General features: G+C 68.3%; 19 protein-coding genes, 2 tRNA genes and 2 rRNA genes. 9 read left to right on the top strand and 14 right to left on the bottom strand.

What is annotated here, in order from left to right; all coding sequences use genetic code 11:
* The first annotated feature begins 454 nt into the window (after nt 1–454).
* The 7 genes from C8E83_RS12225 to C8E83_RS12195 all read left to right on the top strand — a co-directional run bounded on the left by C8E83_RS12225 (nt 455) and on the right by C8E83_RS12195 (nt 8440).
* Nucleotides 455–3583, top strand: a 23S ribosomal RNA gene (locus C8E83_RS12225).
* A gap of 202 nt (nt 3584–3785) precedes the next feature.
* Nucleotides 3786–3902: ribosomal RNA gene (gene rrf / locus C8E83_RS12220) — 5S ribosomal RNA — on the top strand.
* Between the two features lie 98 nt (nt 3903–4000).
* Nucleotides 4001–5491 (top strand): glutamate--tRNA ligase, encoded by a 1491-nt coding sequence (gltX, locus tag C8E83_RS12215; RefSeq protein WP_121370147.1) that lies wholly within the window; start codon nt 4001–4003, stop codon nt 5489–5491.
* On the top strand, nt 5488–6432 hold the full coding sequence (locus C8E83_RS12210) for an NAD(P)/FAD-dependent oxidoreductase (RefSeq protein WP_121370146.1): 945 nt from the start codon (nt 5488–5490) through the stop codon (nt 6430–6432). Before gltX ends, C8E83_RS12210 begins: the two co-directional genes overlap by 4 nt.
* Nucleotides 6433–6500: 68 nt before the next feature.
* Nucleotides 6501–6575, top strand: a tRNA-Gln gene (locus C8E83_RS12205).
* Between the two features lie 234 nt (nt 6576–6809).
* Nucleotides 6810–7400, top strand: a complete 591-nt coding sequence (locus C8E83_RS12200; protein ID WP_121370145.1) for a GDSL-type esterase/lipase family protein — start codon at nt 6810–6812, stop codon at nt 7398–7400.
* Nucleotides 7397–8440, top strand: a complete 1044-nt coding sequence (locus tag C8E83_RS12195; protein ID WP_121370144.1) for a phosphotransferase family protein — start codon at nt 7397–7399, stop codon at nt 8438–8440. Before C8E83_RS12200 ends, C8E83_RS12195 begins: the two co-directional genes overlap by 4 nt.
* A 4-nt stretch (nt 8441–8444) precedes the next feature.
* Here the strand turns inward: C8E83_RS12195 and C8E83_RS12190 are convergent, their stop codons facing one another.
* The 12 genes from C8E83_RS12190 to C8E83_RS12135 form a co-directional block, all read right to left on the bottom strand.
* On the bottom strand, nt 8445–9134 hold the full coding sequence (locus C8E83_RS12190) for an SDR family NAD(P)-dependent oxidoreductase (protein ID WP_121370143.1): 690 nt from the start codon (nt 9132–9134) through the stop codon (nt 8445–8447).
* A 13-nt stretch (nt 9135–9147) separates the two neighbouring features.
* Nucleotides 9148–9744, bottom strand: a complete 597-nt coding sequence (locus C8E83_RS12185) for a hypothetical protein (RefSeq protein WP_121370142.1) — start codon at nt 9742–9744, stop codon at nt 9148–9150.
* An 11-nt stretch (nt 9745–9755) separates the two neighbouring features.
* Nucleotides 9756–11600, bottom strand: coding sequence for an alpha-amylase family protein (locus C8E83_RS12180; RefSeq protein WP_245981650.1), 1845 nt, complete (start codon nt 11598–11600; stop codon nt 9756–9758).
* Nucleotides 11597–13750: an alpha-galactosidase gene (locus tag C8E83_RS12175; protein ID WP_121370141.1), complete on the bottom strand. Its 2154-nt coding sequence runs from the start codon at nt 13748–13750 to the stop codon at nt 11597–11599. Before C8E83_RS12175 ends, C8E83_RS12180 begins: the two co-directional genes overlap by 4 nt.
* Nucleotides 13751–14698 (bottom strand): carbohydrate ABC transporter permease, encoded by a 948-nt coding sequence (locus C8E83_RS12170; protein ID WP_121370140.1) that lies wholly within the window; start codon nt 14696–14698, stop codon nt 13751–13753. It lies immediately after the preceding gene.
* Entirely contained in the window at nt 14695–15684 is a 990-nt protein-coding gene (locus C8E83_RS12165) for a carbohydrate ABC transporter permease (RefSeq protein ID WP_121370139.1), read from the bottom strand. Before C8E83_RS12165 ends, C8E83_RS12170 begins: the two co-directional genes overlap by 4 nt.
* A 91-nt stretch (nt 15685–15775) precedes the next feature.
* Entirely contained in the window at nt 15776–17101 is a 1326-nt protein-coding gene (locus C8E83_RS12160) for an ABC transporter substrate-binding protein (RefSeq protein WP_170159931.1), read from the bottom strand.
* Between the two features lie 101 nt (nt 17102–17202).
* Entirely contained in the window at nt 17203–18231 is a 1029-nt protein-coding gene (locus C8E83_RS12155; protein WP_121370138.1) for a LacI family DNA-binding transcriptional regulator, read from the bottom strand.
* Nucleotides 18232–18275: 44 nt separating this feature from the next.
* Complete coding sequence (locus C8E83_RS12150) at nt 18276–19280, bottom strand: NAD-dependent epimerase/dehydratase family protein (RefSeq protein WP_121370137.1); 1005 nt, start codon at nt 19278–19280, stop codon at nt 18276–18278.
* Nucleotides 19277–21982, bottom strand: a complete 2706-nt coding sequence (locus tag C8E83_RS12145; RefSeq protein WP_245981648.1) for an alpha/beta fold hydrolase — start codon at nt 21980–21982, stop codon at nt 19277–19279. Before C8E83_RS12145 ends, C8E83_RS12150 begins: the two co-directional genes overlap by 4 nt.
* Nucleotides 21979–23001, bottom strand: a complete 1023-nt coding sequence (locus C8E83_RS12140) for a 3-oxoacyl-ACP synthase III (protein WP_121370136.1) — start codon at nt 22999–23001, stop codon at nt 21979–21981. Before C8E83_RS12140 ends, C8E83_RS12145 begins: the two co-directional genes overlap by 4 nt.
* Before the next feature lie 123 nt (nt 23002–23124).
* Nucleotides 23125–23757 (bottom strand): M15 family metallopeptidase, encoded by a 633-nt coding sequence (locus C8E83_RS12135; protein ID WP_121370135.1) that lies wholly within the window; start codon nt 23755–23757, stop codon nt 23125–23127.
* 114 nt (nt 23758–23871) lie between these two features.
* On the opposite strand from C8E83_RS12135, the gene C8E83_RS12130 reads away from it, so the two are divergent.
* A tRNA-Thr gene (locus C8E83_RS12130) sits at nt 23872–23944 on the top strand.
* Nucleotides 23945–24051: 107 nt separating this feature from the next.
* Nucleotides 24052–24237, top strand: a complete 186-nt coding sequence (locus C8E83_RS12125; RefSeq protein WP_121370134.1) for a hypothetical protein — start codon at nt 24052–24054, stop codon at nt 24235–24237.
* Nucleotides 24238–24249: 12 nt separating this feature from the next.
* Here the strand turns inward: C8E83_RS12125 and C8E83_RS12120 are convergent, their stop codons facing one another.
* Together C8E83_RS12120 and msrB are read right to left on the bottom strand one after the other, a co-directional pair.
* Nucleotides 24250–24801 carry a nitroreductase family protein gene (locus C8E83_RS12120; RefSeq protein ID WP_121370133.1) on the bottom strand — a complete coding sequence of 184 codons (552 nt, stop codon included), beginning with the start codon at nt 24799–24801 and terminating at the stop codon, nt 24250–24252.
* Between the two features lie 41 nt (nt 24802–24842).
* Nucleotides 24843–25247 (bottom strand): peptide-methionine (R)-S-oxide reductase MsrB, encoded by a 405-nt coding sequence (gene msrB / locus C8E83_RS12115; RefSeq protein WP_121370132.1) that lies wholly within the window; start codon nt 25245–25247, stop codon nt 24843–24845.
* Between the last annotated feature and the right edge of the window lie 61 nt (nt 25248–25308).

Raw genomic sequence — 25308 nt, 5'->3', positions numbered from 1 at the left:
TACACGGGGAGTGACTGGTCAAGTCACGCCGGCCCGAATGTGGTCGGGTGGCGCTCATGGGTGGAACGTTTGACAAGTACCTCTGGTCGAGATCGGGGTCTCAGTACGGCTTCTTCGGGAGTTGGGAACGGGTCCTGGTGGCTGGTTGGGGGTGTGCACGTTGTTGGGTCCTGAGGGACCAAGCCGGTTGCTGCTCGTTTGCGAGTGGTGGTGGTTTTTTCCTCGACGGACCTTGAGAAGCCGGCTTTAGTGCTGGTGGATCTTGGGTTCGCCCGTTTTTTGAGAACTACATAGTGGACGCGAGCATCTAATGTGCTTGTTGACGACACGCGCTCTAGCGTGAGGTCTGAACAGGTGCATTAGTGCAATTTCTTAGTTGACACCCTTTGGGGTGTTGATACGAGATAACACTGATTTATCGATCGCGGCCTTCGGGTTGCGGTCGTGTCTTTGTGGTCAAGTTTCTAAGAGCAAACGGTGGATGCCTTGGCATCTGGAGCCGAAGAAGGACGTAGAAATCTGCGATAAGCCTCGGGGAGCTGATAATCGAGCTGTGATCCGAGGGTGTCCGAATGGGGAAACCCCGCCAGGCGGCGTGCCGACCTGGTGACTCCCGCCTGAATATATAGGGCGGGTAGAGGGAACGTGGGGAAGTGAAACATCTCAGTACCCACAGGAAGAGAAAACAACAGTGATTCCGTGAGTAGTGGCGAGCGAAAGCGGATGAGGCTAAACCGGTCATGTGTGATAGACGGCGGTCGTTGCATGGTCGGGGTTGTGGGACTCATCGTTCAGTTCTGCCGGACTGGAACAGTGACAGCAGCGTATAGGCGAACCGGATTGAAAGCCGGGCCATAGTGGGTGCGAGCCCCGTAGCCGAAATGCGTGTGTTGGCTGGATGGGTATCCCAAGTAGCACGGGGCCCGAGAAATCCCGTGTGAATCTGTCAGGACCACCTGATAAGCCTAAATACTCCCAGATGACCGATAGCGGACAAGTACCGTGAGGGAAAGGTGAAAAGTACCCCGGGAGGGGAGTGAAATAGTACCTGAAACCGTTTGCTTACAAACCGTTGGAGCCTCCTTAGTAGGGGTGACAGCGTGCCTTTTGAAGAATGAGCCTGCGAGTTAGCGATATGTGGCGAGGTTAACCCGTGTGGGGTAGCCGTAGCGAAAGCGAGTCTGAATAGGGCGATTAAGTCGCATGTCCTAGACCCGAAGCGAAGTGATCTATCCATGGCCAGGTTGAAGCGACGGTAAGACGTCGTGGAGGACCGAACCCACTTCAGTTGAAAATGGAGGGGATGAGCTGTGGATAGGGGTGAAAGGCCAATCAAACTTCGTGATAGCTGGTTCTCTCCGAAATGCATTTAGGTGCAGCGTTGCGTGTTTCTTGCCGGAGGTAGAGCTACTGGATGGCCGATGGGGCCCAAAAGCTTACTGACGTCAGCCAAACTCCGAATGCCGGTAAGTGAGAGCGCAGCAGTGAGACGGTGGGGGATAAGCTTCATCGTCGAGAGGGAAACAACCCAGACTACCAACTAAGGTCCCTAAGCGTGTGCTAAGTGGGAAAGGATGTGGAGTTGCATAGACAACCAGGAGGTTGGCTTAGAAGCAGCCACCCTTGAAAGAGTGCGTAATAGCTCACTGGTCAAGTGATTCCGCGCCGACAATGTAACGGGGCTCAAGCACACCACCGAAGTTGTAGAATTCGTACTTTTTGATAAGCCTTCGTGGTTCAGTCGTACGGATTGGTAGGAGAGCGTCGTGTGGCGAGTGAAGCGGCGGAGGAATCCAGCCGTGGATGCCACACGAGTGAGAATGCAGGCATGAGTAGCGAAAGACGGGTGAGAAACCCGTCCTCCGGAAGACCAAGGGTTCCAGGGCCAGGCTAATCCGCCCTGGGTAAGTCGGGACCTAAGGCGAGGCCGACAGGCGTAGTCGATGGACAACGGGTTGATATTCCCGTACCGGCGAAGAACCGCCCCAGTCAATCCAGTGGTGCTAAGAGTCCTAACCCGGCTGAGTGGATCCCTTCGGGGTGATGCCGGCCGGTCTAACGCTCGACCCCATGCTGGTGCGGCTAGCGTATTAACAGGTGTGACGCAGGAAGGTAGCTGAGCCAGGCGATGGTATCCGTAAGGTGAACCTGGTGTAAGGATGTAGGGCTGACGATAGGCAAATCCGTCGTCAACGCGCCTGAGATCCGATGCGTACCCCGATCGGGGGAATTCAGTGATCCTATGTTGCCGAGAAAAGCATCGACGCGAGGTTCTAGCTGCCCGTACCCCAAACCGACTCAGGTGGTCAGGTAGAGAATACCGAGGAGATCGAGAGAATCGTGGTTAAGGAACTCGGCAAAATGCCCCCGTAACTTCGGGAGAAGGGGGGCCGGACTCGTGAACGGATTTACTCCGGGAGCGGGAAAGGCCGCAGAGACCAGTGGGAAGCGACTGTTTACTAAAAACACAGGTCCGTGCCAAGTCGCAAGACGATGTATACGGACTGACGCCTGCCCGGTGCTGGAAGGTTAAGAGGAAGGGTTAGCGCAAGCGAAGCTCAGAATTTAAGCCCCAGTAAACGGCGGTGGTAACTATAACCATCCTAAGGTAGCGAAATTCCTTGTCGGGTAAGTTCCGACCTGCACGAATGGCGTAACGACTTCCCAGCTGTCTCAACCGCGAACTCGGCGAAATTGCACTACGAGTAAAGATGCTCGTTACGCGCAGCAGGACGGAAAGACCCCGTGACCTTTACTACAGCTTGGTATTGGTGTTCGGTGTGGCTTGTGTAGGATAGGTGGGAGACGGTGAAGCTCGGACGCTAGTTCGGGTGGAGTCATTGTTGAAATACCACTCTGGTCACTCTGGATATCTAACTTCGAACCGTGATCCGGTTCAGGGACAGTGCCTGGTGGGTAGTTTAACTGGGGCGGTTGCCTCCCAAAAAGTAACGGAGGCGCCCAAAGGTTCCCTCAACCTGGTTGGCAATCAGGTGTCGAGTGTAAGTGCACAAGGGAGCTTGACTGTGAGACTGACAAGTCGAGCAGGGACGAAAGTCGGGACTAGTGATCCGGCAGTGGCTTGTGGAAGCGCTGTCGCTCAACGGATAAAAGGTACCTCGGGGATAACAGGCTGATCTTGCCCAAGAGTCCATATCGACGGCATGGTTTGGCACCTCGATGTCGGCTCGTCGCATCCTGGGGCTGGAGTAGGTCCCAAGGGTTGGGCTGTTCGCCCATTAAAGCGGTACGCGAGCTGGGTTTAGAACGTCGTGAGACAGTTCGGTCCCTATCCGCTGCGCGCGTAGGAAATTTGAGAAGATCTATCCCTAGTACGAGAGGACCGGGATGGACGAACCTCTGGTGTGTCAGTTGTTCTGCCAAGAGCACCGCTGATTAGCTACGTTCGGAACGGATAACCGCTGAAAGCATCTAAGCGGGAAGCCGGCTTCGAGATGAGATTTCCATCCCCTTCGGGGGGAGAGGCTCCCAGCTAGACTACTGGGTTGATAGGCCGGATGTGGAAGCGAGGACTAACGACTCGTGGAGCTGACCGGTACTAATAAGCCGACAACTTGACAACACACCACCCCCACACGATCGTGTGGATGAAGGGTGGCAGTGAATGCTCGCGTCCACTCTGTGGTTCCCAAAAAACGGTCGACCAGCACACCTGCTGGACCGTGGAAACACATAATTGAACAACCAGCTTTGGTTGAAACATGATCTTCAAGCCGGCACACCCCATCACTGATGGGCACCGTGTGTACAGCTTGACCTAGTGTTTCGGCGGCCATAGCGAGAGGGAAACGCCCGGACACATTCCGAACCCGGAAGCTAAGACTCTCAGCGCCGATGGTACTGCAAGGGGGACCTTGTGGGAGAGTAGGACACCGCCGGACTCAACTTCGCAACACCAGGAAAGCCACCCCTCACGGGGTGGCTTTTCTGCGTTTAAGGCCCAGGTCAGCGGCACGTTCGACCGGTAGGATCGACGTCGATGTCAGCCTCATTCACCACAGCGACCGGCGCCGATGTGCGCGTTCGCTTCTGTCCGTCGCCCACCGGCACGCCTCACGTCGGCCTGATCCGCACGGCCCTGTTCAACTGGGCCTACGCGCGCCACACCGGCGGCAAGCTGATCTTCCGCATCGAAGACACCGATGCCGCCCGCGACAGCGAGGAGAGCTACGAGCAGATCATCGAGGCTCTGCGCTGGATGAACCTCGACTGGGACGAAGGCGTCGAGGTCGGCGGGCCGCACGCTCCGTACCGCCAGTCGCAGCGACACGACATCTACCAGGGCGTGATCGAGCAGCTGAAGGAGCGCGGGCTCCTATACGAGTCGTTCGTCACCCCGGAGGAGATGGAGGCCCGCAACGTCGCGAACGGTCGCGACGCGAAGCAGGGCTACGACAACTTCGAGCGCGAGCTGTCGCAGGAGCAGCGGGACGCCTTCCGCGCCGAGGGCCGTCTCCCGGCTCTTCGCCTCCGCGTCCCGGACCGCGACCTGAGCTTCGACGACCTCGTGCGCGGCCCCATCACGTTCCCCGAGGGCTCCTTCACCGACTTCGTCGTCGTGCGCCCCAACGGCATCCCGCTGTACACGTTCGTCAACCCGGTCGATGACGCGATCATGGGCATCACGCACGTGCTGCGGGGGGAGGACATCCTGTCCTCCACGCCCCGACAGATCGCCCTGTACGAGGCGCTGGTCGAGATCGGCATCGCGACGCACATCCCGCGCTTCGGTCACCTGCCCTACGTCATGGGCGACAAGAACAAGAAGCTGTCGAAGCGCGACCCCGAGTCGAACCTCTTCCTCCACCGCGAGCACGGAATGCTGCCCGAGGGTCTCGGCAACTACCTGGCGCTGCTCGGCTGGTCGCTGAGCCACGACCGCGACGTGTTCTCGATGGACGAGATGACAGCGGCGTTCGACGTGAGCGATGTCAACCCCAACCCGGCGCGCTTCGATGAGAAGAAGGCTGAGTCGATCAACGGCGACCACATCCGTCGGCTCCTGCCGGCTGATTTCAGCGCTCGGCTCGTGCCGTATCTCGGGGGGCTGGTCGAGAACCCGCCGACGGCCGCCCAGCAGTCCGTGCTCGATGCCGCGGCGCCACTGGTGCAGGAGCGCATGCAGCTGCTCGGCGAGGCGCCCGGCATGCTGGGCTTCCTGTTCACCGGCGATGACGACCTCGTCTACGACGACGACGCCCTCGCCACGCTCGGCGACACGTCGGGCGAGGTGCTGCGTGCGTCGATCGACGCGCTCGCGCAGGTGGAGGAGTGGTCTCACGCCACGCTCGAGGAGTACCTCCGCGCAGCACTCGTCGACGGTCTCGGGCTCAAGCCCCGGCTCGCGTTCGGACCGCTGCGAGTGGCCGTGTCGGGCCGCCGAGTGAGCCCGCCGCTGTTCGAGTCGATGGAGATCCTGGGCCGAGACTCGACAATGGCTCGGCTCGAGAAGCTGGCAGCGCGGGCGTGAGCGACGCCGCCGCTGTCTACGACGTCGCCGTCGTCGGCGGCGGGCCCGCCGGCCTCAGCGCTGCGCTGAACCTCGTGCGAGCGCGCCGTCGGGTCCTGCTGATCGACAGCAACCGCCCGCGCAACTCGGCGACGCTCGTGGCGCACGGATTCCTCACTCGCGACGGCATCTCGCCGCTGGAGCTACGGAAGCTCGGCCGCGACGAGTTCCTCGCGTACGAGGGCGCCGAGCACCGAATGACGCTGGCGCAGCGCATCTCCCGCGTCGACGGCGGCTTCCACATCGCCTGCGAGATGCGCGGCAAGGCCAGCGAGGCCACGGCTCGCACCGTCCTGGTCGCCACGGGTCTGACCGAGACGCTGCCCGTGATCGACAACCTCCGGGCGTTCTACGGGACCTCCTTCCACAGCTGCATCGAGTGCGACGGCTACGACAAGCGCGACCAGGCCCTCGCCGTGATCGGCGAGTTCCCCGACCTCGCCGAGCGCGCGCTGCTCCTGTCGCAGTGGAGCGACGATCTCGTCGTGTTCACGAACGGCGCCGACGTCGTCACCATGGTCGAAGAGGACGCCCTCGACGCTCGCGGCATCGCCGTCGATCGGCGAACCATCTCCGGCATCGTCGGCGACCGCGACGGAGTGACCGGCATCAGGATGACCGACGGCGACGTCGTCGACCGCGTCGGCGGCTTCGTGCGCCCCGGCTGGTCCAGCGAGCTCCACTACCTCGACGACCTCGATCCCGACGTCGACGCAGACGGCCTGCTCGTCGACGACGGCCACGGTCGCACGACCATAGCGGGGCTCTACGTCGCCGGCGAGTCGGCGGCGCCCGGCCCTCAGCAGCTCATCGTGGCCGCAGGATCCGGCGCGCGAACCGCCGCCACCATCAACCGCGACCTGGTGGGCGGCATTCGCGACCTCGCCGATGCTGTACAGTAGTTTCTCGGTTCGGTTTCCGGGCCGACACTGATGTAGCGCCCCGGCTCACGCCTTCAGCGATATATCTTTGGGGTATGGTGTAATTGGCAACACGGCTGATTCTGGTTCAGTTGTTCTTGGTTCGAGTCCAGGTACCCCAGCCATTTGGGTGATCTCTGTCGAGTCGCTTCGCGACTCGACTTCAATGGCTGTTCGTGCTGGTTTAGCCCGCTCCGCGGGCGTGCGGCGAATCTTCTCCGGTGACACTTTCACCCGCCGCTGCTGTTACTCGGGAGGGGTGCGACATCGCTTCGCTCGTCGCCGGGCATCGCTGCGCTCGCCCGAGGTGGGGGCATCGCTGCGCTCGCCAGAGGGGGAGGGCACAGTACGGTGAGTCGATGAAGGACACTCGCTGCTGCTTCGTGGGGGACTCGCTCGTGGTGGGCGTGGGGGACTCCAGCGGACTGGGGTGGGTCGGGCGCATCGGAGACGCAGCGACAGCCGCAGGCATTCCGTTCACCACGTACAACCTGGGCGTGCGCGGGGACACGACCGCCATGGTCGGCGATCGGATCCTGCGCGAGATCGAGCCGCGACTCGCAGCTGCCACCGACGCCCGAGTCGTGCTCTCCGTCGGAGTGAACGACACCGTCGAGGTCGACGGCCTGCGGCGCGCGAGTCTCGACGAATCGCTGATCGCGCTCGAGGGGATCATCGCCGCGATCGCGCCTGCCGGACTGCTGGTCGTCGGGCCGCCGGCCGTCGACGACGATGAGCAGAACGAGCGGATCGACGAGCTGAGCCGCGCGTTCGCACGCCGGTGCGACGAGCGTGGCGTGCCCTTCGTCGGCGTCTACGCCGCGACGGCGGCCGACGAGGTCTGGCGAGGAGAGACTCGCGACGGCGACGGCTTCCACCCGGACGCCGCCGGCTACGCCCGGCTGGCGGCCCTCGTCGAGCGCTCCCTCCTCGACTGGCTCCGGTCATGAGCGACGAGACTGTCGAGACCGTCGAGACCCTGCGCTTCAACCCGAACAACGCCACGACCGCCACCGTCGAGCGCGTCCGCGCCACCGATGGCACCACGCGGGTCGTCAAGCGGCTGCGCCGGGCGGGCACCGTGACCGAGTCGCTCGCCCACTGGCGGTCGTCCGCCGAGCCGAGCGACTGGAACTCCTGGATCCGCGAGGCGGACGTCTACGGCGACACCCGATTTAGCGCATCGCTGCGCGGAACGGGTCTCGGGCTCCCGGGCGCCGACGTCGTCCGGCACGGCGACACGATCGACCTGCGGCTCGAGGACGTCGACGGCACAGCCGGCCCCGACTTCTCGCTCGACGACCACGTCGCCGTCGCGAGCGGTCTCGGCCGTTGGCCGGCCCGACCCCTCGAGCCGATGCCGGAGTGGGCCTCGCGCGGGTTCCTCCGCGCCTACGCGACGAGCCGGCCTGCCGACTACACACTTGTCGACGACGACGCGGCCTGGGATCAGCCGCTGATCCGCGACACCTGGCCGAGCGGTCTGCGTGACGGCTGGCAGCGGCTCCTGCAGCGGCAGGACGACCTCTTCGCCGTGATGGAGCGCCTACCGCGGACCCTGTGCCACCTCGACGCCTGGGTGGCCAACGTGATCCGGCGGCCGTCGGGCGAGGTCGTGCTCGTCGACTGGGCGTTCGCCGGCGACGGGGCCGTCGGAGAGGACCTCGGCAACTACCTCCCCGACGCGGTCTTCGACCTCTTCTGGCCGGCCGAACGGCTCGCCGAGCTCGAGGCCGCCTGCTGGCCCGCCTACCTCGGAGGCCTCCGCGAGGCGGGCTGGACGGGCAGCGAGCGCGACGCCCGGCTCGGCCTCGTCGCGTCGTGCGTGAAGTACATCTGGCTGCTTCCGCTCCTGCTCGGTGCGGCGGGCGGCGCGAACCACTCGGCCTATCACCGCCCGGCCGAGCCCGAGCATCTCTTCCGGCAGCGGGGCCTGGCGCTCGCCCATCGCGTGGGCTGGGCGGACGAGGCGTTCGCGCTGCTCGGGTGACGGGCTACTCGGCGATGCGGGTGCGGGTCTCGGAGCGCTCGGACGCCATCGACCAGAACTGCTCCGCGATGGAGGCGGCGGAGATCGCGGTCGGAGACGCCGTCGCCGTGCCGCTCACTGATCCTGCGACCGTGATCTGCCCCACGTAGACGCCGTCGCCTCGCAGACGCTCGGCGAGAAGGCCCACGAGCTTCGACTTCGCCGCGCACTCGAGGGCGGTGCCGTCGGCGCCCAGCATCTGCGAGACCGCGTCCATCTGCTCGCTCGCCTCGCCGAGCGCGCCGTTGGCGACGAGCACCACGCCTCCGCTCGCGACGAGGGGCTCGCGCAGAGCCTGCACGGTCGTGAGCAGCCCGCGCACCCCCACGCCGAACACGTCGCCGAGGGTCGCAGGATCGGCAGCCAGCACGTCGGTGACGTTCCCACCCCGGAACGCCGTCCACAGCACGCCGGCGACGCTCTCGGCGTCGGCGGTGATGCGGGCCAGCGCCTCGCCGAGCGACGCGGGGTCGGAGGCGTCGGCGGGGTAGGCGGCCGCGTCGATGCCCGCCTGCGCGAGGGCCGCGACGCCCTCCCCGAGACGGGACTCGGTGCGGCCGACCAGAGCGAGCCGGTGGCCGTCGGCGCCAGCGCGCTCGGCGACCGCGTGCGAGATGCCGGGACCGTACCCGACGATGACGAAGGTCGAGGTCATGGTCGCGACGCTATCACCGGCGGACGGCGTGACCGTTCACGATCACGTCGCCGGACACGACGTTGATCGCGAGCGGGGCACTGCCGACGGGGCTCGCCACGGTGAACGTGCCGGTGTAGAGCTGGGCCGCCGGGTAGCAGTCCACGAGCTCCTGCACCTCGGTGTAGGCGGCGACGACGCACAGCTGCGAGGCGTCGACGCCCTCGCCCACCCACACCCGCCAGCGCGGGGCGTCGGCGGCGGCGTGGGGCGACTCGTCGTAGAGCAGCCGGTACGAGTCGCCGGGGTAGGGCAGGTCGGGGCCGGCCTGGTATCCGACCGGGAGGTCTGCCGCGCGGCGCGGACGGTCGAGGGCCGTGCCGATGTCGGAGGCCCGCTCGCGGGCGGTGAGCGTCGCGGCTCCCGAGCGCGCGGAGGTCTGCCGCTCGAATTGGCCGCCGGCGGTGAAGGCGAGGGCGAGGGCGGCGACGAGAGCGAGGGCCACGAGGGCGAGTCGGATCCTGCGCCGCCGGATCGGCACCGACGGGGCGGTGGCCGACGGTGCGGCGTGCGCCGGCGGGACGTCACCGGGTCTCGTCGCGCGGGGCGGCGGCGTCGGAGACCAGGTCATGGCGAGTCAGGCTAGACCAGCAGCCAGACGAATCCCAGCGCCTCGAGCGTCAGGGGTTCGCGCAGATCGACGAACCCCTCGGTGACGGCGTCGACGGCGATCGGCGGCAGCCCCGAGAGGGTCAGCGGGTCGATCGTGGCGGGGAGATCGCCGAAGTTCGCCAGCACGAGCACCGTCGCGCCGCTCCCGGCCGGCCGCTGGAAGCCGAGCACGTGCCGGTCGTGGGTGTGGAACGGGATCAGGTCGCCCCCGCTGAACGCGGGCAGGGTCGCCCGCACCCGCAGGAGGTCGCGCAGCCCCTCGTAGAGCGCGCCCGCCGATGTCGCGGGGTCGTGCCGTGACGCGTAGAGCCCCGCCGGGTACGGCGGCCTCCCGGCCCACCGGGCATCGCCGCGCTTGCCCTCGTCGTCGAGGTAGCCGTCGTCGTTCTGCTGCCCCACCTCGTCGCCCAGGTACAGCAGGGGGATGCCCCCGGTCGACAGGCTGAGGGACTGCGCGAGCAGGATCCGGCGGACCGCCCGGTCGTCGCCCGCCGTGAGCCCCGCCAACGACGCGGTCGCTCCCGCCACCCGGCTGTCGCCCGTCTTCGGGTTCGTCTGGAACGGCGCGCCGCGCGCGAAGCTGCCGGGGTGGTCGCCGACGAAGAAGCGGTTGAGGAATCGGCGGTGCGCCTCGGGGTCGATGCCGAGCGCGCGGGCGTCCTCGTCGGCGAAGGTCCAGCCGATGTCGTCGTGGCTGCGGATGTAGTCGACCCAGGCGGTCCCTTTCGGCAGCGCGTGCCTCGTCTCCAGCGCCTGCGACAGGAGCCCGACGTCGCGGGTCGCGAGCGTCGACCAGACGAGCGCCATCTGCAGCGGGTTGTAGCTGAGCTCGCACTCTTCGGGCGAGATGTAGCTCACCACGTCGTCCGGGTGGACGATCGCCTCCGAGAGGAAGAGGACCGCCGGGGCCGCCATCCTGAGCACCGCGTTGAACGCCTGTAGCAGGAGGTGCGCCTGCGGCAGGTTCTCGGACGACGTGCCGAGCTGCTTCCAGATGAAGGCGACGGCGTCCATCCGCAGGATCTCGACGCCCTGGTTCGCGAGGAACAGCATCTCGCCCGCCATCGCGCGGAACACCTCGGGGTTCGCGTAGTTGAGGTCCCACTGGAAGGTGTGGAACGTCGTCCAGATCCAGCGCCCGTCCGGCAGCCGCGTGAAGGACCCCGGATGGTCGTCGGGGAAGATCTCTCGCGTCGTCGCCTCGAACGCGTCGGGCAGCTCGCGGTCGTCGGAGATCCAGTAGTAGTCGACGAACTCGCGCTCGCCGGCGAGGGCTCGGCGCGCCCACTCGTGCTCGTTCGACGTGTGGTTGAAGACGAAGTCGAGGGTGAGCGAGATCCCGGCCGCGCGTAGCTTCGCCGCGAGGTGCTGCAGGTCGTTCATCGTGCCGAGGGCCGCCTTCGTGCGCCGGTAGCTCGACACCGCGTAGCCGCCGTCGGAATTCGGCTCGGGGCAGTCGTAGACCGGCATGAGGTGCAGCACCGTGAGCCCGAGCTCCTGGAAGTACGGGATGTGCTCGGCGAGCTGCGCGAAGGTGCCGGCGTAGCGGTCGACGTAGCAGACGCCGGCGAGCATCCGGTTCGACTGGAACCACGCCGGGTCGACGTCGCGCCGATCGTCGAGCATGCGGAGGTCGTGGGGGCGGGTCTCCCAGGCGTGCTCGATGTCGCGGCGCAGGCACTCCAGCACCCCGGCCAGGCGGGGGTCGTCGCCGTACAGGCGGTGGAGGAGGTCGACGAGGCGCGGCTCCTGCACCCTCACCCGCTCGTCGAAGCGGTGACGGTCGGTGGCGGTGGCGCGGTGGAGGGCGGTCACGGTGTCGCCTCGCCGACCCGGGTCACGGTGATGACAGCGAGCGTCTCGGGCAGGAGCACGGGAGCCTGCAGCCCGATCTCGTGCAGCGCCGCGCCGGTCGAGACCACGCCGTCGCGCCACCCGAGCGGTGACTGCCCGACGCCCGTGGCGCTCGCCGGGTGCGCGAGCGGCTCGACGCGGTAGGTCGCGGCCGCGTCGAGACCGGGGAAGGTCAGGCGGCCGGTGGGGTGCGACTGCGCGGACGCCGTCTGGGCGTAGACGAAGAGGGCACGGGAGCCGTCCCGCGCGACGACGCCCCGGAGGTCCATCGTGTCGTCGGCGAGGTCCGCGTGCACGAGCGCGCCCGTCGCGATGTCGTCGCGCCACTCCCTGTAGAGCGAGATCCAGGCCGTCAGGTCGCCGAGCTCGTCGGCGCTCGCCGACGCGAGGTCCCACTCGACGCCGAGGTGCCCGAAGAGCGCCACGCCCGCGCGGAACGGCAGCGTGTGGTGCCGTCCCGTCGTGTGCGCGTGCGGTGCACCGATGTGGGCTCCGATCAGCTCGGGCGGCAGCAGCAGGCCCGTGTACTTCTGGATCGTGAGACGTTCCAGCGGGTCGTTCGTGTCGCTCGCCCACACCCGGTCGGTGTGCTCGATGACACCGAGGTCGACGCGCGAGCCGCCCGAGGCGCAGCTCTCGATCTCGAGCCCGGGGTGGCGGCGCTTCAGCTCGTCCATGAGCCGGTACACCGCGAGGGTGTTCTCGTGCACGGCGCTCCGCCCGGTGACGGTCGACCCGCCCTCGACGAGATCGCGGTTGTGATCCCACTTGAGGTACGAGATCGCGTACTCGCCCAGCAGGGCGTCCAGCGCTCGCAGGATGTGGTCGAACGCCTCCTCGTTCGAGAGGTCGAGCACCTGCTGCTGCCGCGCGCTCGCGGGCCAGACCCCTCGGGCCTGCAGGATCCAGTCCGGGTGGGCTCGGGCCAGGTCGGAGTCGGGGTTCACCATCTCGGGCTCCACCCAGAGGCCGAACTGCATGCCGAGCCCGGTGACGTGGTCGACGAGCGGAGCCAGGCCGTCCGGCCAGACCTCCGGCGACACCGTCCAGTCGCCGAGGCCCGCCGTGTCGTCGCGCCGTGACGAGAACCAGCCGTCGTCGAGGACGAAGCGCTCGACGCCGACGCGGGCGGCCAGGTCGGCCAGCCGGGTGAGGTGCGCGAGATCCTGCTCGAAGTAGACGGCTTCCCACGTGTTGAGGGTCACCGGCCGGTCGGCGCTCGGGTGCTGCGGCCGACGGCGCAGGTGCTCGTGAAAGCGCGACGAGAGCTCGTTCAGGCCGCGGCCCCAGGATCCGAATGCCACAGGAGTCGAGTAGCTCGCCCCGGGCCGCAGCACGACCTCACCCGGCGCGAGCAGCTCGGCGGCACGCAGGGCGCTCGGCGCGTTCTGGCTCCGCTCGACGCTCAGCGAGTGGTTGCCGCTCCAGGCGAGGTGGACGCCGTGCACGAGCCCGCGCTCGAACCCGAAGCCGGGTTCGCCGGCCAGCAGGAGGAGCGTGGCGTCGGAGCCGGGACGTCCGCGACGGGACTCGCGGACGTACCGGCCGACGGAGAGGGGGTGGCGCTGCGGGTGTCGCTCGCGGAGGTGTCGCCCGGTGGTGTCGGCGACCTCGCGGGCCGAGGCGGGGAGGGGCAGGGTGAGCCCCAGATCCTGCACCTCGTAGTCGGCGTCGCCCTCGTTGGTGAGGGTGGCGCGAACGGCGACCAGGCCGGTGGGTGTCACGTCGACCTCCAGGTCGAGGCGGAGCCGGGTGGCGGGGTCCTGAGCCGTCAGCCGCAGAGCGGACGCGGTCGCCTCGAGAGCCGTCATGACGAGCGCCGACGAGAAGTCGGACCCCGCCGTGCCGCCCGACAGCCTGGAGCCCAGGAGCGCGGGAGTGCCCTGCCAGCCGAACGCCTCCTGCGGGAGGAGGGTCAGTCGCCCCGTCTCGTCGAGTCCGCCCGAGACCCGCTGAGGGCGGACGCCGCGGGCGATGTCGTCGAGGACGTCGTCGGCCAGGTCTCCGAGGTCGGGGCCCCAGTGCACGATCGCCGGGACGCCCGGTGTCGTGCGGTCGACGAGCACACTGGTGCCGCCGCCTCGGAGATGCAGGGTGTTCTGCTGCGCCACCTACTTCACGGAGCCGGCCGTGAGGCCGCGCACGAAGAAGCGCTGGAGCGACAGGAACACGATGAGCGGGACCACCAGCACGATGAACGCGCCGGCCGCCACGAGGTTCCAGCCCTGGCCGTACTGGCCCAGGAGGCTGAGCAGGCCCTGTTGCAGCACGGGCGCTCCGTTGCCCAGGAAGATGTAGGCGACCAGGAAGTCGTTCCACACCCAGAGGAACTGGAAGATCGCGAACGAGGCGAGCGCCGGCACCGACATCGGCATGACGAGCCGCCAGAAGATCTGGAAGTGGCTCGCGCCGTCGACGCGGGCCGCTTCGATCAGGGCGTTCGGCAGGGTCGACATGTAGTTGCGCAGGATGAAGATGCACAGCGGCAGGGCGAAGGCCGAGTGGACGATCCAGGCCGCCGGGTACGTGCCCGTGATCTGGATGCCGGTCGCGGCCGTGACCGCCTTGTAGACCTGAAGAACCGGGATCAGCGCGATCTGCACGGGGACCACGAGGAGGCCGACGATCACGGCGAAGAAGAACTCCTTGCCCTTGAACTCCAGGAACGTGAACGCGTAGGCGGCGAACGCGGCGAACATGATCGGCAGGACCGTGGCGGGGATCGCCACGGCGATGCTGTTCAGGAACTCGCTGCCCAGGCTCGTGCCCGTCCCGGCTCCGCCGGCGCCCGTGAACGCGTTGGTGTAGTTGGAGAACGTCCACGCGGCCTGGAACGGGTGGAGCAGCGCGACCCACCAGCCCGTCGTCTGCGCGTCCGTCGTCGAGCGGAAGCTCGTGACGAACAGGCCGATCGCCGGCACCATCCAGAGCACGGCCACGAGGCCGAGGATGATCGTGAGGGTCGGCCGCTTCTTCGGGACGGTCGTCTTGGTGATGGTCTCGGCCTTGGTCGAGACAGCGCCCTTCGTCTTGGCGATGGTGGGAACGATCTCGGTCATCGGAGAGCCTCCTGCTCACGATAGGTGCGGACCTGGTACACGATGACCGGGACGACCGCGAGGATCAGGATGACGACCACGGCGGACGCCTTCCCGGGGTTGTTGAACGAGAAGAACTGGTTGTAGAACTCCATGCCGAGCACGTTCGTGTTGAACTGCCCGTTCGTCATCGCGAAGACGATGTCGAAGAGCTTCATGACCGTGATGAGCACGGTGATGAAGACGGCGACGATGGTGGTGCGGATCTGCGGCGCGATGACGCGGAAGAACGCCTGCCGCTCGTTCGCTCCGTCGATCCTGGCGGCCTCGATGGTCTCTTCCGGCACCGCCTTGATCGCGGCCGACAGCAGCACCATCGCGTATCCGGCGTTCAGCCAGATCACGACCACCATGAGCAGGAAGCTGTTGAGGTGGGCCGTGTCGTTCAGGAGCCACGACACCGGCTGGGCGTGCGTCAGGCCGGTCCAGATGCCGTTGAGGAGGCCGACCTGCGGCTGCCCCGGGGCGCTGTAGTAGTAGACGAACTTCCAGATCGACGAGGCCGCGATGGCGCTGATGGCCATCGGCAGGAAGATGATCGACTTGAACGTCTTCTCGCGCTTCGGGCCCATGCGGTCGGCGAGCGTCGCGACGGCCAGGCCGACGATGACCGTCAGAGCCGGCACGACGATGATCCAGAGCAGGTTGTTGAGCAGCGTCTGGAGGAACGAACCGGTCGTGAAGAGCGAGACGTAGTTCGTGAGACCGCCGAACGACTGGAGACCGTACTGGTCGGTCTTCAGCAGGCTCTGGTACACGGTGAGCACCGTCGGCACGATGAGGAAGACGGCGATGAGGAGCAGGACCGGGCCGAGGAACACGTACGGCAGCAGCCGCGCGTTCCACCTCGTGTTCGTCTTGGAGACGATGAAGTTGAGGCCCAGGTAGATGAGGAACGAGACGGCGAGGCCGCCTACGACGGAGATGAAGACACTGAGGATCTGCATTTCGAACCACCTGACGACGTTGTGAGGAGGGGGAGGGGAAGGGGCTGCCGGCGACCGTGTTCGGGCACGGTCGCCGGCAGCCTGGTGCGGATCAGTTCGTAGCGGGCCAGGACGCGTCGATGGCTTTCAGCGCGTCGTCGAGACTCTCTTGGCCTGCTGTCCACTGGGTGAGGTTCGTCCACTCGGTACCGGCGCCGACGGCACCCGGCATCTGGTCGGACGCGTCGAAGCCGAACACCTTCGACTGCTTCACGGCGTTCTGAGCGACCTTCTGGAAGGGGCTCGCGTACTGCGCCTCGGGGAAGGTGTTGTGGGCCGACAGGTACGCCGTCCACTGCTTGGCGTAGCCGTGCGTGCCGAACTCCTTGCCGACCAGGTAGTTGACGACCTTCTTGACGGCGGGCGTGTTGTGGAAGGCCGCCACCAGGTCGCCACCACCGAGGGTGCCCGACGTGGTCGCGTCAGACGGGGTCGGCAGCGTGAACGCGTTCACGTTCGTGGTGTCGTTCTTCGCGATCTGCGCCTGGATGTCCTTCGGGAAGAAGCCCGTGATGAACGTGCCCTGGCGCATCATGAAGCACTGGCCCTTGGCCTTGCCGCCGGTGATGAACAGGTTGTTGCCCGCCGCACCGAAGTCGGTGGAGGCCATCGCCTTGCCGCCGCCGTCGACCGCGCCGTTGGCGAAGATCATCGACTCGACCTTGGCCGCGGCCTTCTTGACGAGCGGCGAGTCGAACTTCACCTTATGCGTGATCCAGTCGTTGTACTGGGTCAGGCCGCCGTAGCGGAGCACGTACTCCTCGAGCCAGTCGGTCATCGGCCAGCCGTTCGAGCCCTGCGAGGCGATGCCGACGCACCACGGGTAGCCGGAGCCCGACGAGATGATCTTGTTCTGCAGAGCCATGAGCTCGGCGTCGGTGGTCGGCACGGTGTAGCCGGCCGCCTTGAACGCCGCCGGGTCGTACCAGACCAGCGACTTCACGTTGATCGAGTACGGCAGACCGTACGTCTTGCCGTTGACCTTCGCGATGTCGGGGATGCCCTGCGCCTCGTCGGAGGTGACCGACTTGACGTTGATGAGGTCGTCCAGCGGCACCATGTTGTTCGAGATCAGCGACTTCAGCACGCCCGGCTGCGGGAAGATCGCGACATCGGGTGCCTGACCGCCCTTCACCTGCGTGACGATGCCGGTCTGGAAGCTGTTGCTGCCGTTGTACTTGACCGTGAGGCCCTGGGTCTTAGCCCAGGCGGAGACGTCGGCCTGGAAGGCCGTGGCCTGAGCGCCGGTGAAGGCGCCCGAGATGGTGACGGTGGTGCTGCCGGAGTTGCCCCCCGAGCTGCCCGAGCACCCTGAGAGGGCGATGGCGGCACCGGCGGCGACGGCGATCGCCGCCGTGATCTTCCGTGAGAGTTTCACTGCGTTATTCCTTTCGACGCTGAAAGAGAATGCGAAACCAAAACGTTTTCGCTGGGCGTGACAGTACGCCGGGAAAATCGTTTCCGCCACCCCCGAATGCGTTACGGAACGGTAACGATGCTCGGCGGCGCCACCGAGCCGCGCGAGATCAGGGTGCCGGGCAGGCGCTCGACCAGCGGCCCGGATCCGCGGTCCTCCGCGGCGCGGACGGCGAGTTCGACCGCGCGCCGGCCCATCGCGGCGTGGGGCAGCGCGACCGTCGTGAGCCCCGGGCGGAGGGCCGCGGCGACGAGCCGCAGGTCGTCCACGCCGACCACCGAGATACCCGCGGGGATCGCCACGTGGTCGGTGTAGGTCAGCTCCTGGTACACGCCCATCGCCATCTGGTCGTTGAAGGTGAAGACGGCCGTGGCGCCCGAGTTCGCAGGATCGGCGACACGCGTCGCGGCGCCTCCTGCGACCGCATCGGCAGGCCCCGGCACCCGCACCACCCGCGCGTCGAGGTCGTGGTCGCGCATGACGTCGCGGTAGCCGCGCTCGCGGCCGTGCGCCGCCGGGACGTCCTCGTCGACGGTCAGGTGCAGGATGTGGCGGTGCCCGGCGTCGACGAGGTGCTGCGTGGCCAGTCGTCCGATGCCGACCTCGTCCGGCACGACGGTCGGGTTCGTCGACCGGGGGTCGTAGGCGTCGACGAGGATCGTCCGGTCGAGGTCGAGCTTGGCCGGGGTCGAGATCACCCGGTGCGACGACGACGCGAAGATGAGTCCGTCGACCTGCTGCGCGAGCAGAGCGTCGATCTGGGGATCGTCGTAGGTGTCGCGGTTCACGTTGACGATGAGCAGCATGAGCCCGAGCTCGGTCGCGGCCTCCTGCGCCCCGACGAGGATCTGGCCGGCGTACGGGGTCGTCGCGATCTCCTCGCTCACGAAGCCGAGGAGGTTCGAGCGGCGCGAGCGGAGCGCCCTCGCGATGCGATTCGGCGCGTAGCCCAGCTCGGCCGCGATCTGCTGCACGCGGACGCGCGTCTCGGGGCTGACCTTGCCGCGACCCGAGAGGGCGTGCGACACGGTGGTGACCGAGACCCCGGCCGCCTCGGCGACCGTGCGGATGCCGATCTGCTCCTGGGCCATGGTCGCAGAGGATACGCCATCGGGCCATGAGCGGCTGAACCGGTTCAGCGCCGAGAGGGCTCCGTCACGCTCCCGCGGGCGGCGTACCAGGCCGCGAGCCGACGGAAGCCCTCGTCGAGCGAGACGTCGGGCCGCCACTGCAGGTCGGCTCGCGTCCGCCGCTGGTCGAACCAGTGCGCGGTGGAGAGCTGCTCGGCCAGGAAGCGCGTCATCGGCGGCTCGTCGACGCCGGGCCGCACGCGCCAGGCCCGCTCGATCAGCGCGCCGGCGGCTCGCGCCAGCCCCGCAGGCACGGATCGCGAGGGAGGTGCGACGCCGGCGGCGAGGCAGACCGAGGTCAGGATCTCGGCCACCGTGCGCGGCTCGCCGTTCGTGAGCACGTAGGAGTTCCCGTGCACCTCCGGGGCGTCTGCGCGCTCGAGAGCCTGCGCGATGCCGGTCGCCGCGTTGTCGACGAAGAGCGTGTCGATGAGCGCCCGGCCGTGGTCGAGCAGCGGGAGCCGACCGGCGCGAGCACGGTCGACGATGCGCTCGACGAGCTGGGTGTCGCCCGGTCCCCAGACCAGGTGCGGGCGCACGGCGACCACGGCGAATCCCGGTTCGTCGGCCGCCAGAGCCAGGAGCTCCGCCGCCGCCTTCGATCGCGCGTACTCGCCGCGGGCCCTCTCCGGATCGGCGGGACCCGCACCCGTGCCCGCCAGCGAGTCGCCCGCGTGGGCCACCGACGGAGACGACACGACGACGAAGCGCGAGGCGCCGACTTCTCGAGCGGAAGCCACCAGTGCGCGCGTGCCGCCGACGTTGACCCGGTCGAAGTCCCGGGGATCGCCGGCCAGCGACACCTTGGCCGCCAGGTGCACGATCTCGGCGACACCGTCGAGTGCACGAGCGACGTCCGACGCGCGCGTGACGTCGCCGGTGACGTCCTGCACACCGGGCACGCCCGACGGTCGCCGCTGGAACGTCCGGACTTCGCGGCCCCGGCGCACCAGCTCGGCGGCGACGGCGCGCCCGAGGAGGCCGCTGGCGCCGGTGACGAGCGTGGTCACGCCGGCCGCCCGACCCGCTCGCCGGCGAGCAGCTTCGAGGCCCAGTCGGAGAGCGCGCTCCGGTCGATCTTGGAGTCGTGCCGGATGTCGGTCGGCAGCGCGGGCACGACGATCACCGCGGCGACGCTCGTGCCGACGGCGCTGCGCACGGTCGCGGTGAGGCCCGCATCGGCGAGCCGGACTTTCGTGGCAGCGGGCTCTGTCTCGGCGACGACGGCGACGACCTGGGCGCCGCGCGGGCCGATCCCGACGGCTGCCGCTCGCAGGATCGGGGGCACCGCCTCGGCCTCGAGCTCGACGCCCACCGGTGTCACCACGCCCTCCGCGGTGACAATCACGTGGGGGAGCCTGCCCTCGACCCAGAGCCTGCCGGAGGCGTCGACGTGGCCGACGTCGCCGGTGCGGTGCCAGCGCTCGCCGGCGGAGGCTCCGTCGACCGTGCGGGCGGCCCGATCGGTCAGCCGGAGGCGGTCGTAGTGGTCGAAGAGGTGCGGGGCGCCGATGACGATCTCGCCGACGACGCCTGGCGCGGGCTCCTGCGCGATGGAGCCGGTCGCTGAGCCGTCCGCATCGAGCGCGCTGATCCGGATGCGGACCCCGGGCCCGGGGCGCCCGACGCAGACACCGCCGGCGCCCCGGGCTTCGGAGTCGAGCGCGGCCTCGCGGACGCCGTCGAGCGCGATGTCCGCGACGATCAGGCACTCGGTCATGCCGTACGGGGTATGGGATTCCGCCTGCGGCATAAGAGCCGAGATGCGCTCCAGCAAGTGCGGCGAGACGGGTGCACCGGCCGAGAGGAAGGCCTGCACGCGCCCGAGCGCGGCGTGATCGTCGGTCGTGAGAGCGCCCTGCGTCTTCACCACGTTGGCGACGGCCGCGGGAGAGAGGAACACGACGGTGGCGTCGACCGCGCGCAGGGCGTCGGCCACGGCGCGCGCGGTCAGCGTGGACGGGTGCGTGATGTCCATGTCGGGCGTCGCCGAGCGGGCGCCCAGAGCCGGGCCGAGCAGCGCGAACGGCGCGAAGCCCGCGACGAGACCGGTGTCGGGGCCCACCCGGAACTGCGACGCGAGGGCGTCACGCACGGCCTCGAGCTGCGCGTGCCGGTACGCGACGCCCTTCGCGGGCCCTGTCGAACCCGAGGTGAACAGGATCGCCGCGAGGTCGTCGCGCGACGGCGGCTCGGGAAGTCGATGCCGCGATGCCGCCCCGAGCGAGGCGAGCTCGGGCAGCGAGTGCGACACACCGAGAGCGCGCTGCAGGGCGGGCGCCAGAGTGCGCGCGGAGATGCGCCGCCCCGGCCAGCCGAGCGCACGTGCGGCGCTCAGCCCCGGCACCTCGCCGATCAGGTGATGGGGCCAGGAGCCGCGGACCGCCCTCGTGAGCCCGCGCACTCCGAGCCCCGCGTCGGCCACCACCACGATCGCGCCGATGCGGAGGCAGGCGTAGAGCACGGCGGTGAGGTCGGCGCCGGGCGGGATGAGGAGCGAGACCCGGTCGCCGCGGCGGACCCCGACCGCCGAGAGCCCCGCGGCGAGCCGGTCGACGCGACGAGCGAGCGCCCGCCACGTCACCACGCGCGGGCCGTCGCCGCCCCGGGGAGCCATCTCGACCAGCGCCGTCTCGGTCGAGTCGCGGCGGTCGTCGAGGTGCGACCACAGGCGCGGCGAGGAGGTGTTGGGACGGGCGGCGTCGGGATCCTGCGCCCCGATGCCCTCGCCGATGGGGCTCGAGACGCCTCCGGATACCCGGTCGCCGAGCCACGTGAGGGCAGGGGTCGCGACGTCGACGTCGTCGGCGAGCAGGTGGCCAGAGCCCTCGAAGCGGTGCACGTCCGCGTGCGGAAGGCGGCCGAGGAGGTCGTCGAGGTAGCGGTCGCTGAAGATCGGGTCGCGAGGACCCCAGAGCAGGAGCGCCGGGACGTCGAGCTCGCGCACGGCCTCGGCGATGCGACGCCGCTCGGGCTCGGACGGATGGCCCGGGCCGGTGGGGATGTCGGCGACGAACGCGCCGATCCCTCCCCGTCGCGCTGCGCCGCGGTAGGGGGCGCGGTAGGCGTCGGCCACGCGTGGCTCGAGCGACGGGTGCGCCAGGGCGAGAGTGGTCTCGAGGAAGGCCGGCGTCGACACCGTCGCCCGGCCGAGCACGCCACGGCCGAGGGCGAGCCGCAGCGGTGCGGGGATCGCCGACGACGACGGCTGATGGACGGCTGTGTTCAGCAGCATCACGCCGGCGAGCTGCTCGCGGTGCGCGACCGCCCAGCCGAGCGAGACGATGCCGCCCCAGTCGTGGCCGAAGGTGACGACGGGCCCCGTGAGAGCGAGCTCGTCGGTGAGGTCGGCGAGGTCGTTCACCCGCATCGGCAGATCGCGTGCGACGCCGGTGCGCTCGGAGAAGCCCATGTCGAGCTGGTCGACGGCGACGACACGCCAGGCCTCTCCGCCCGCCAGCGCCTGATCGGTCGCCGCCGTCACGACCGAGCGCCAGAGATACGACCACGTCGGGTTGCCGTGCACGCACAGGACCGTGCCCACGGCCGCGCGGCCCGCCTCGGCGAGCACCTCGGCGTTGTCCAACACATGCCACGTGCGGCCGGCGGCCTCGACCAGTCGCGACCAGCGCGGATCGAGCCCGGGCAGGCCCGCGGGGGGAAGACCGGCCGGCCGGGCCGACAGGGCGACGGCGGGCAGGCGGGAGGTCACCAGGCCAGCTCGGTCATGGCCGTGTTGATGCCCGACCCGACCCCCATGAGCAGGACGCGGTCGCCCTTCGACAGCGTCGCCTTCTCTCCGGCCAGGGTGATCGGGATCGACGCCGACCCGACGTTGCCGAGGGTCGGGTAGGTCACGGGCACGAGAGCGCGGTCGATGTCGGCCGCCTTGACGAAGTCGGCCGTGTGGATGTCGGAGACCTGATGCATCACGTAGCGGTCCATGTGCGCCCAGTCCCAGTCGCACTTCGCGTCGCGCCAGGCCTGCACCACGAGCTCCATGCCGTGCTTGAGCAGGCCCTTGGCGTCGGTGAACATGCCGTTGACGGTGCCCACGCACAGGTCGTTGTACTGGCTGGCGGAGCGGGTGATGCCGCCCAGGATCCGGTGGCCCTCGGGGTGCAGGTCTGCCCGGCCGAGCACCGCCGCCGCGGCGCCCGAGCCGAGCGTGAGGCTCGCGAACTCGCTCATGAAGTCCTTGCGCGCGATGTCGCTGTGCAGGAGGCGGTCGACCGTGTTGGCCTGCACGTCGTCGAAGTCCTCGCCGTCGATGATGATGGCGTAGTCGACCTGGCCGGCGTCGATGAGCGACGCCGCCAGGTTCATGCCGTTGACGAAGCCGAGGCAGGCGTTCGCGATGTCGAAGTTGAGGGCGGCGGAGCCGAGGCCCAGACCGTCGTGGAGGTGGACCGCGACGCTGGGCTCGAGGTTGCGCCGCGTGATCGACGTGTTGATGAGCAGCCCCACCTGATCGGGGCGGATTCCGGCCTCGGCCAGGGCGCGGCGGCCGGCGTCGATCGCGGCCTGCTCGAACGTCTGCGTCTCGCTCCAGTTGCGGCGCTCGAAGACGCCCGCGACGCGCTGCAGGAGACCCTTCGGGAGCTTGAGACGCTTGAGGACGGGCTGCAGGAGTCGGTCGAGTTCGTCGGACGTGGTGACCCGGTCGGCGAGGGTCGAGGTCACCGAGAGGAGGGCGACGTTCTCGTGCCTCGTTGTCGCATTGCCGTCCAAGGGTCTCCCTGTCGAATTGTCGTGGTCTGCGGCTGAGTGCCGACCCGAGTTTACGACCGGTTCACCTGTGGAAGACCCAGGTGGACAGCGGGCGGGAGGGGGCGAGCGCCCCCTCCCCGTCGCCTACTTGAGACCGCCCGGGTGGAACTCGAAGTGCCACGGCTCACCGAAGTCGTTGCCGACCGGGTACCAGGCGAACTTCGGCCCGTTGACGTCGGCCCACTTCTTCTGCGGGCTGCCGGCCTTCTCGATGCCGGAGGAGAAGTCGATGGCCAGGCCCCAGCCGTGGTTGGAGGTGCCGGGGATGGCTGCGACCGCGACGTCGGGCTTCTTCACCCAGTAGTTGCCGCGCCAGTACTCGCCGCCCGACGACTTCTCCTTGTGCGGGACGTAGCGCTTCACGAAGATGCCGAGCTGGCTGGGGAACGTGCGGTAGGCCTGCGTGCGGATCGCCCCGGTGCCGAAGGCGGCGTGGAAGGCGGAGTTGAAACGCGTGGCCGCGGTGGCGGCGTCACGGCGGAGGTAGGTGCCGTCGGGCATGCGCGTCATCGCGCCGAGGGGGATGCGGCCGTTGGTGTAGCCGCCCCAGGCGAGAGTTTCGGCAGCATGTGCCGGGGCGGCGGCCTCGAGGGCCTCCGCTCCGATCAGGAGCCCCGACAGGGCGGCAGCGCCACCGAGGAGGAGGCTGCGACGAGAGAGTGCCAGCGGCTGGTGAGGCGTGGGCGCAGTGTGAGAGTGAGTGCCGAACTGATCCATGCTTCGAGGCTCGCATCATCCTTGAGGATGATCTGCCCCCAGAGGTGGTCGCCCCAGTCCGGGGGGATCGCGGCGTGGCGGGTTGCACGCACTTCGGTAGGATGAAGCCCACTTGCCGACTTGGCGCAATTGGTAGCGCAGCTGTCTTGTAAACAGCAGGTTGCGGGTTCAAGTCCCGCAGTCGGCCCTGTGCTTGTTGACGCTGGCGTCCCCGCCGCCAGCGTGCGCGATGCGAGAGAACCACTCCCGAGGGCTTAGGCTGGACGAAGCAACCGAAGTTCTCGAGGAGTCCCGTTGTCCAACATCGTCATCGCCGTGCTCGCCATTGCGCTGTTCATCTTCGGCCTCCTCTGCTTCGGCTTCGCCTTCCAGGTGCCCGAGGCATGGCGCTACCTCACCTTCCTCGGCGGCATCCTCGCCTGCACCGCGTCGCTCTTCATCCCGATGACGTTCATCGGGCGCAGCAACCGCAGCTGGTAGCCCCTCGCCGCGTCAGAGCGAGCTGATCAGCGCCTCGGCGTCGACCGGCTTCCGCTCCCTGTCGTCGTCGCCCGCGGGCTCGCCGACGTAGAGCCAGCCGAGCAGGTCCTCCTCGGGCGCGAGGCGATGCGCCTCCGCGACCTCCGGCGACCGCGTCCAGACGCCCGTCCGCCACATCACGCCCCAGCCGGCCTCGTGGAGCAGCAGGCTCAGGAGGTGGGCCACACCCGCGGCCGTCGCCTCCTGCTCCCATGCGGGAACCTTGCGCGACTCGCGCCGCGACACCACGACCGCCACGAGCAGCGGCGCTCGCAGGGGCTTCTGCGCCAGCTTGTCGAAGGCCTCGCCCTCGGCGCCGCCGGCTCGGGCGATGGCACGGCCGACGTCGAGCCGGGCGTCGCCGCGGATCTCGATGATCCGCCAGGGGCGAAGACCCGAGTGGTCGGCGACGGAGCTCGCCGCCCCGACGAGCTCGACGAGTTCGCCGTGCGACGGGGCGGAGTCGGTCACCTTCGAGACGGAGCGGCGGCGCGAGGCCGCCGCTCGGACCGGTGCTTCGGTCACTCGGCTCGTCTGCGCCCCGACTCGATGTTCAGCGGATGAACTCACTCCGCTGCGGGCTCGAAGTTCAGCGACAGGCTGTTCATGCAGTAGCGGTCGCCGGTCGGCGTGCCGAAGCCGTCGGGGAACACGTGACCCAGGTGCGAACCGCAGTTCGCGCAGCGGACCTCGGTGCGGACCATGCCCAGCGAGTTGTCCTCGTCGAGCTCGACCGCCTCGGGGCGGACCGACTCGTAGAACGACGGCCAACCGCAGCCCGAGTCGAACTTGGTGCCGCTCTTGAACAGCTCGGCGTTACACGCGGCACACGTGTAGAGACCGGCGCGCGACTCGTCCAGCAGCTCGCCCGTCCACGGGCGCTCGGTGGCGGCCTGGCGCAGCACGGCGAACTCCTCGGCGCTGAGCTGCTCGCGCCACTCGGCGTCGGACTTCTCGACCTTGTACTCCACGGGGTTCTCCTTCGTTCGGGCTGGACTCGCGTGGATTCGCGATCCACTGCATTCAACACTC

The organism is Frondihabitans australicus (assembly GCF_003634555.1).
Taxonomy (GTDB): Bacteria; Actinomycetota; Actinomycetes; order Actinomycetales; family Microbacteriaceae; genus Frondihabitans; species Frondihabitans australicus.
Note: the sequence above shows the minus strand (reverse complement) of the source record. Positions and strands in the feature narration are given on the sequence as shown.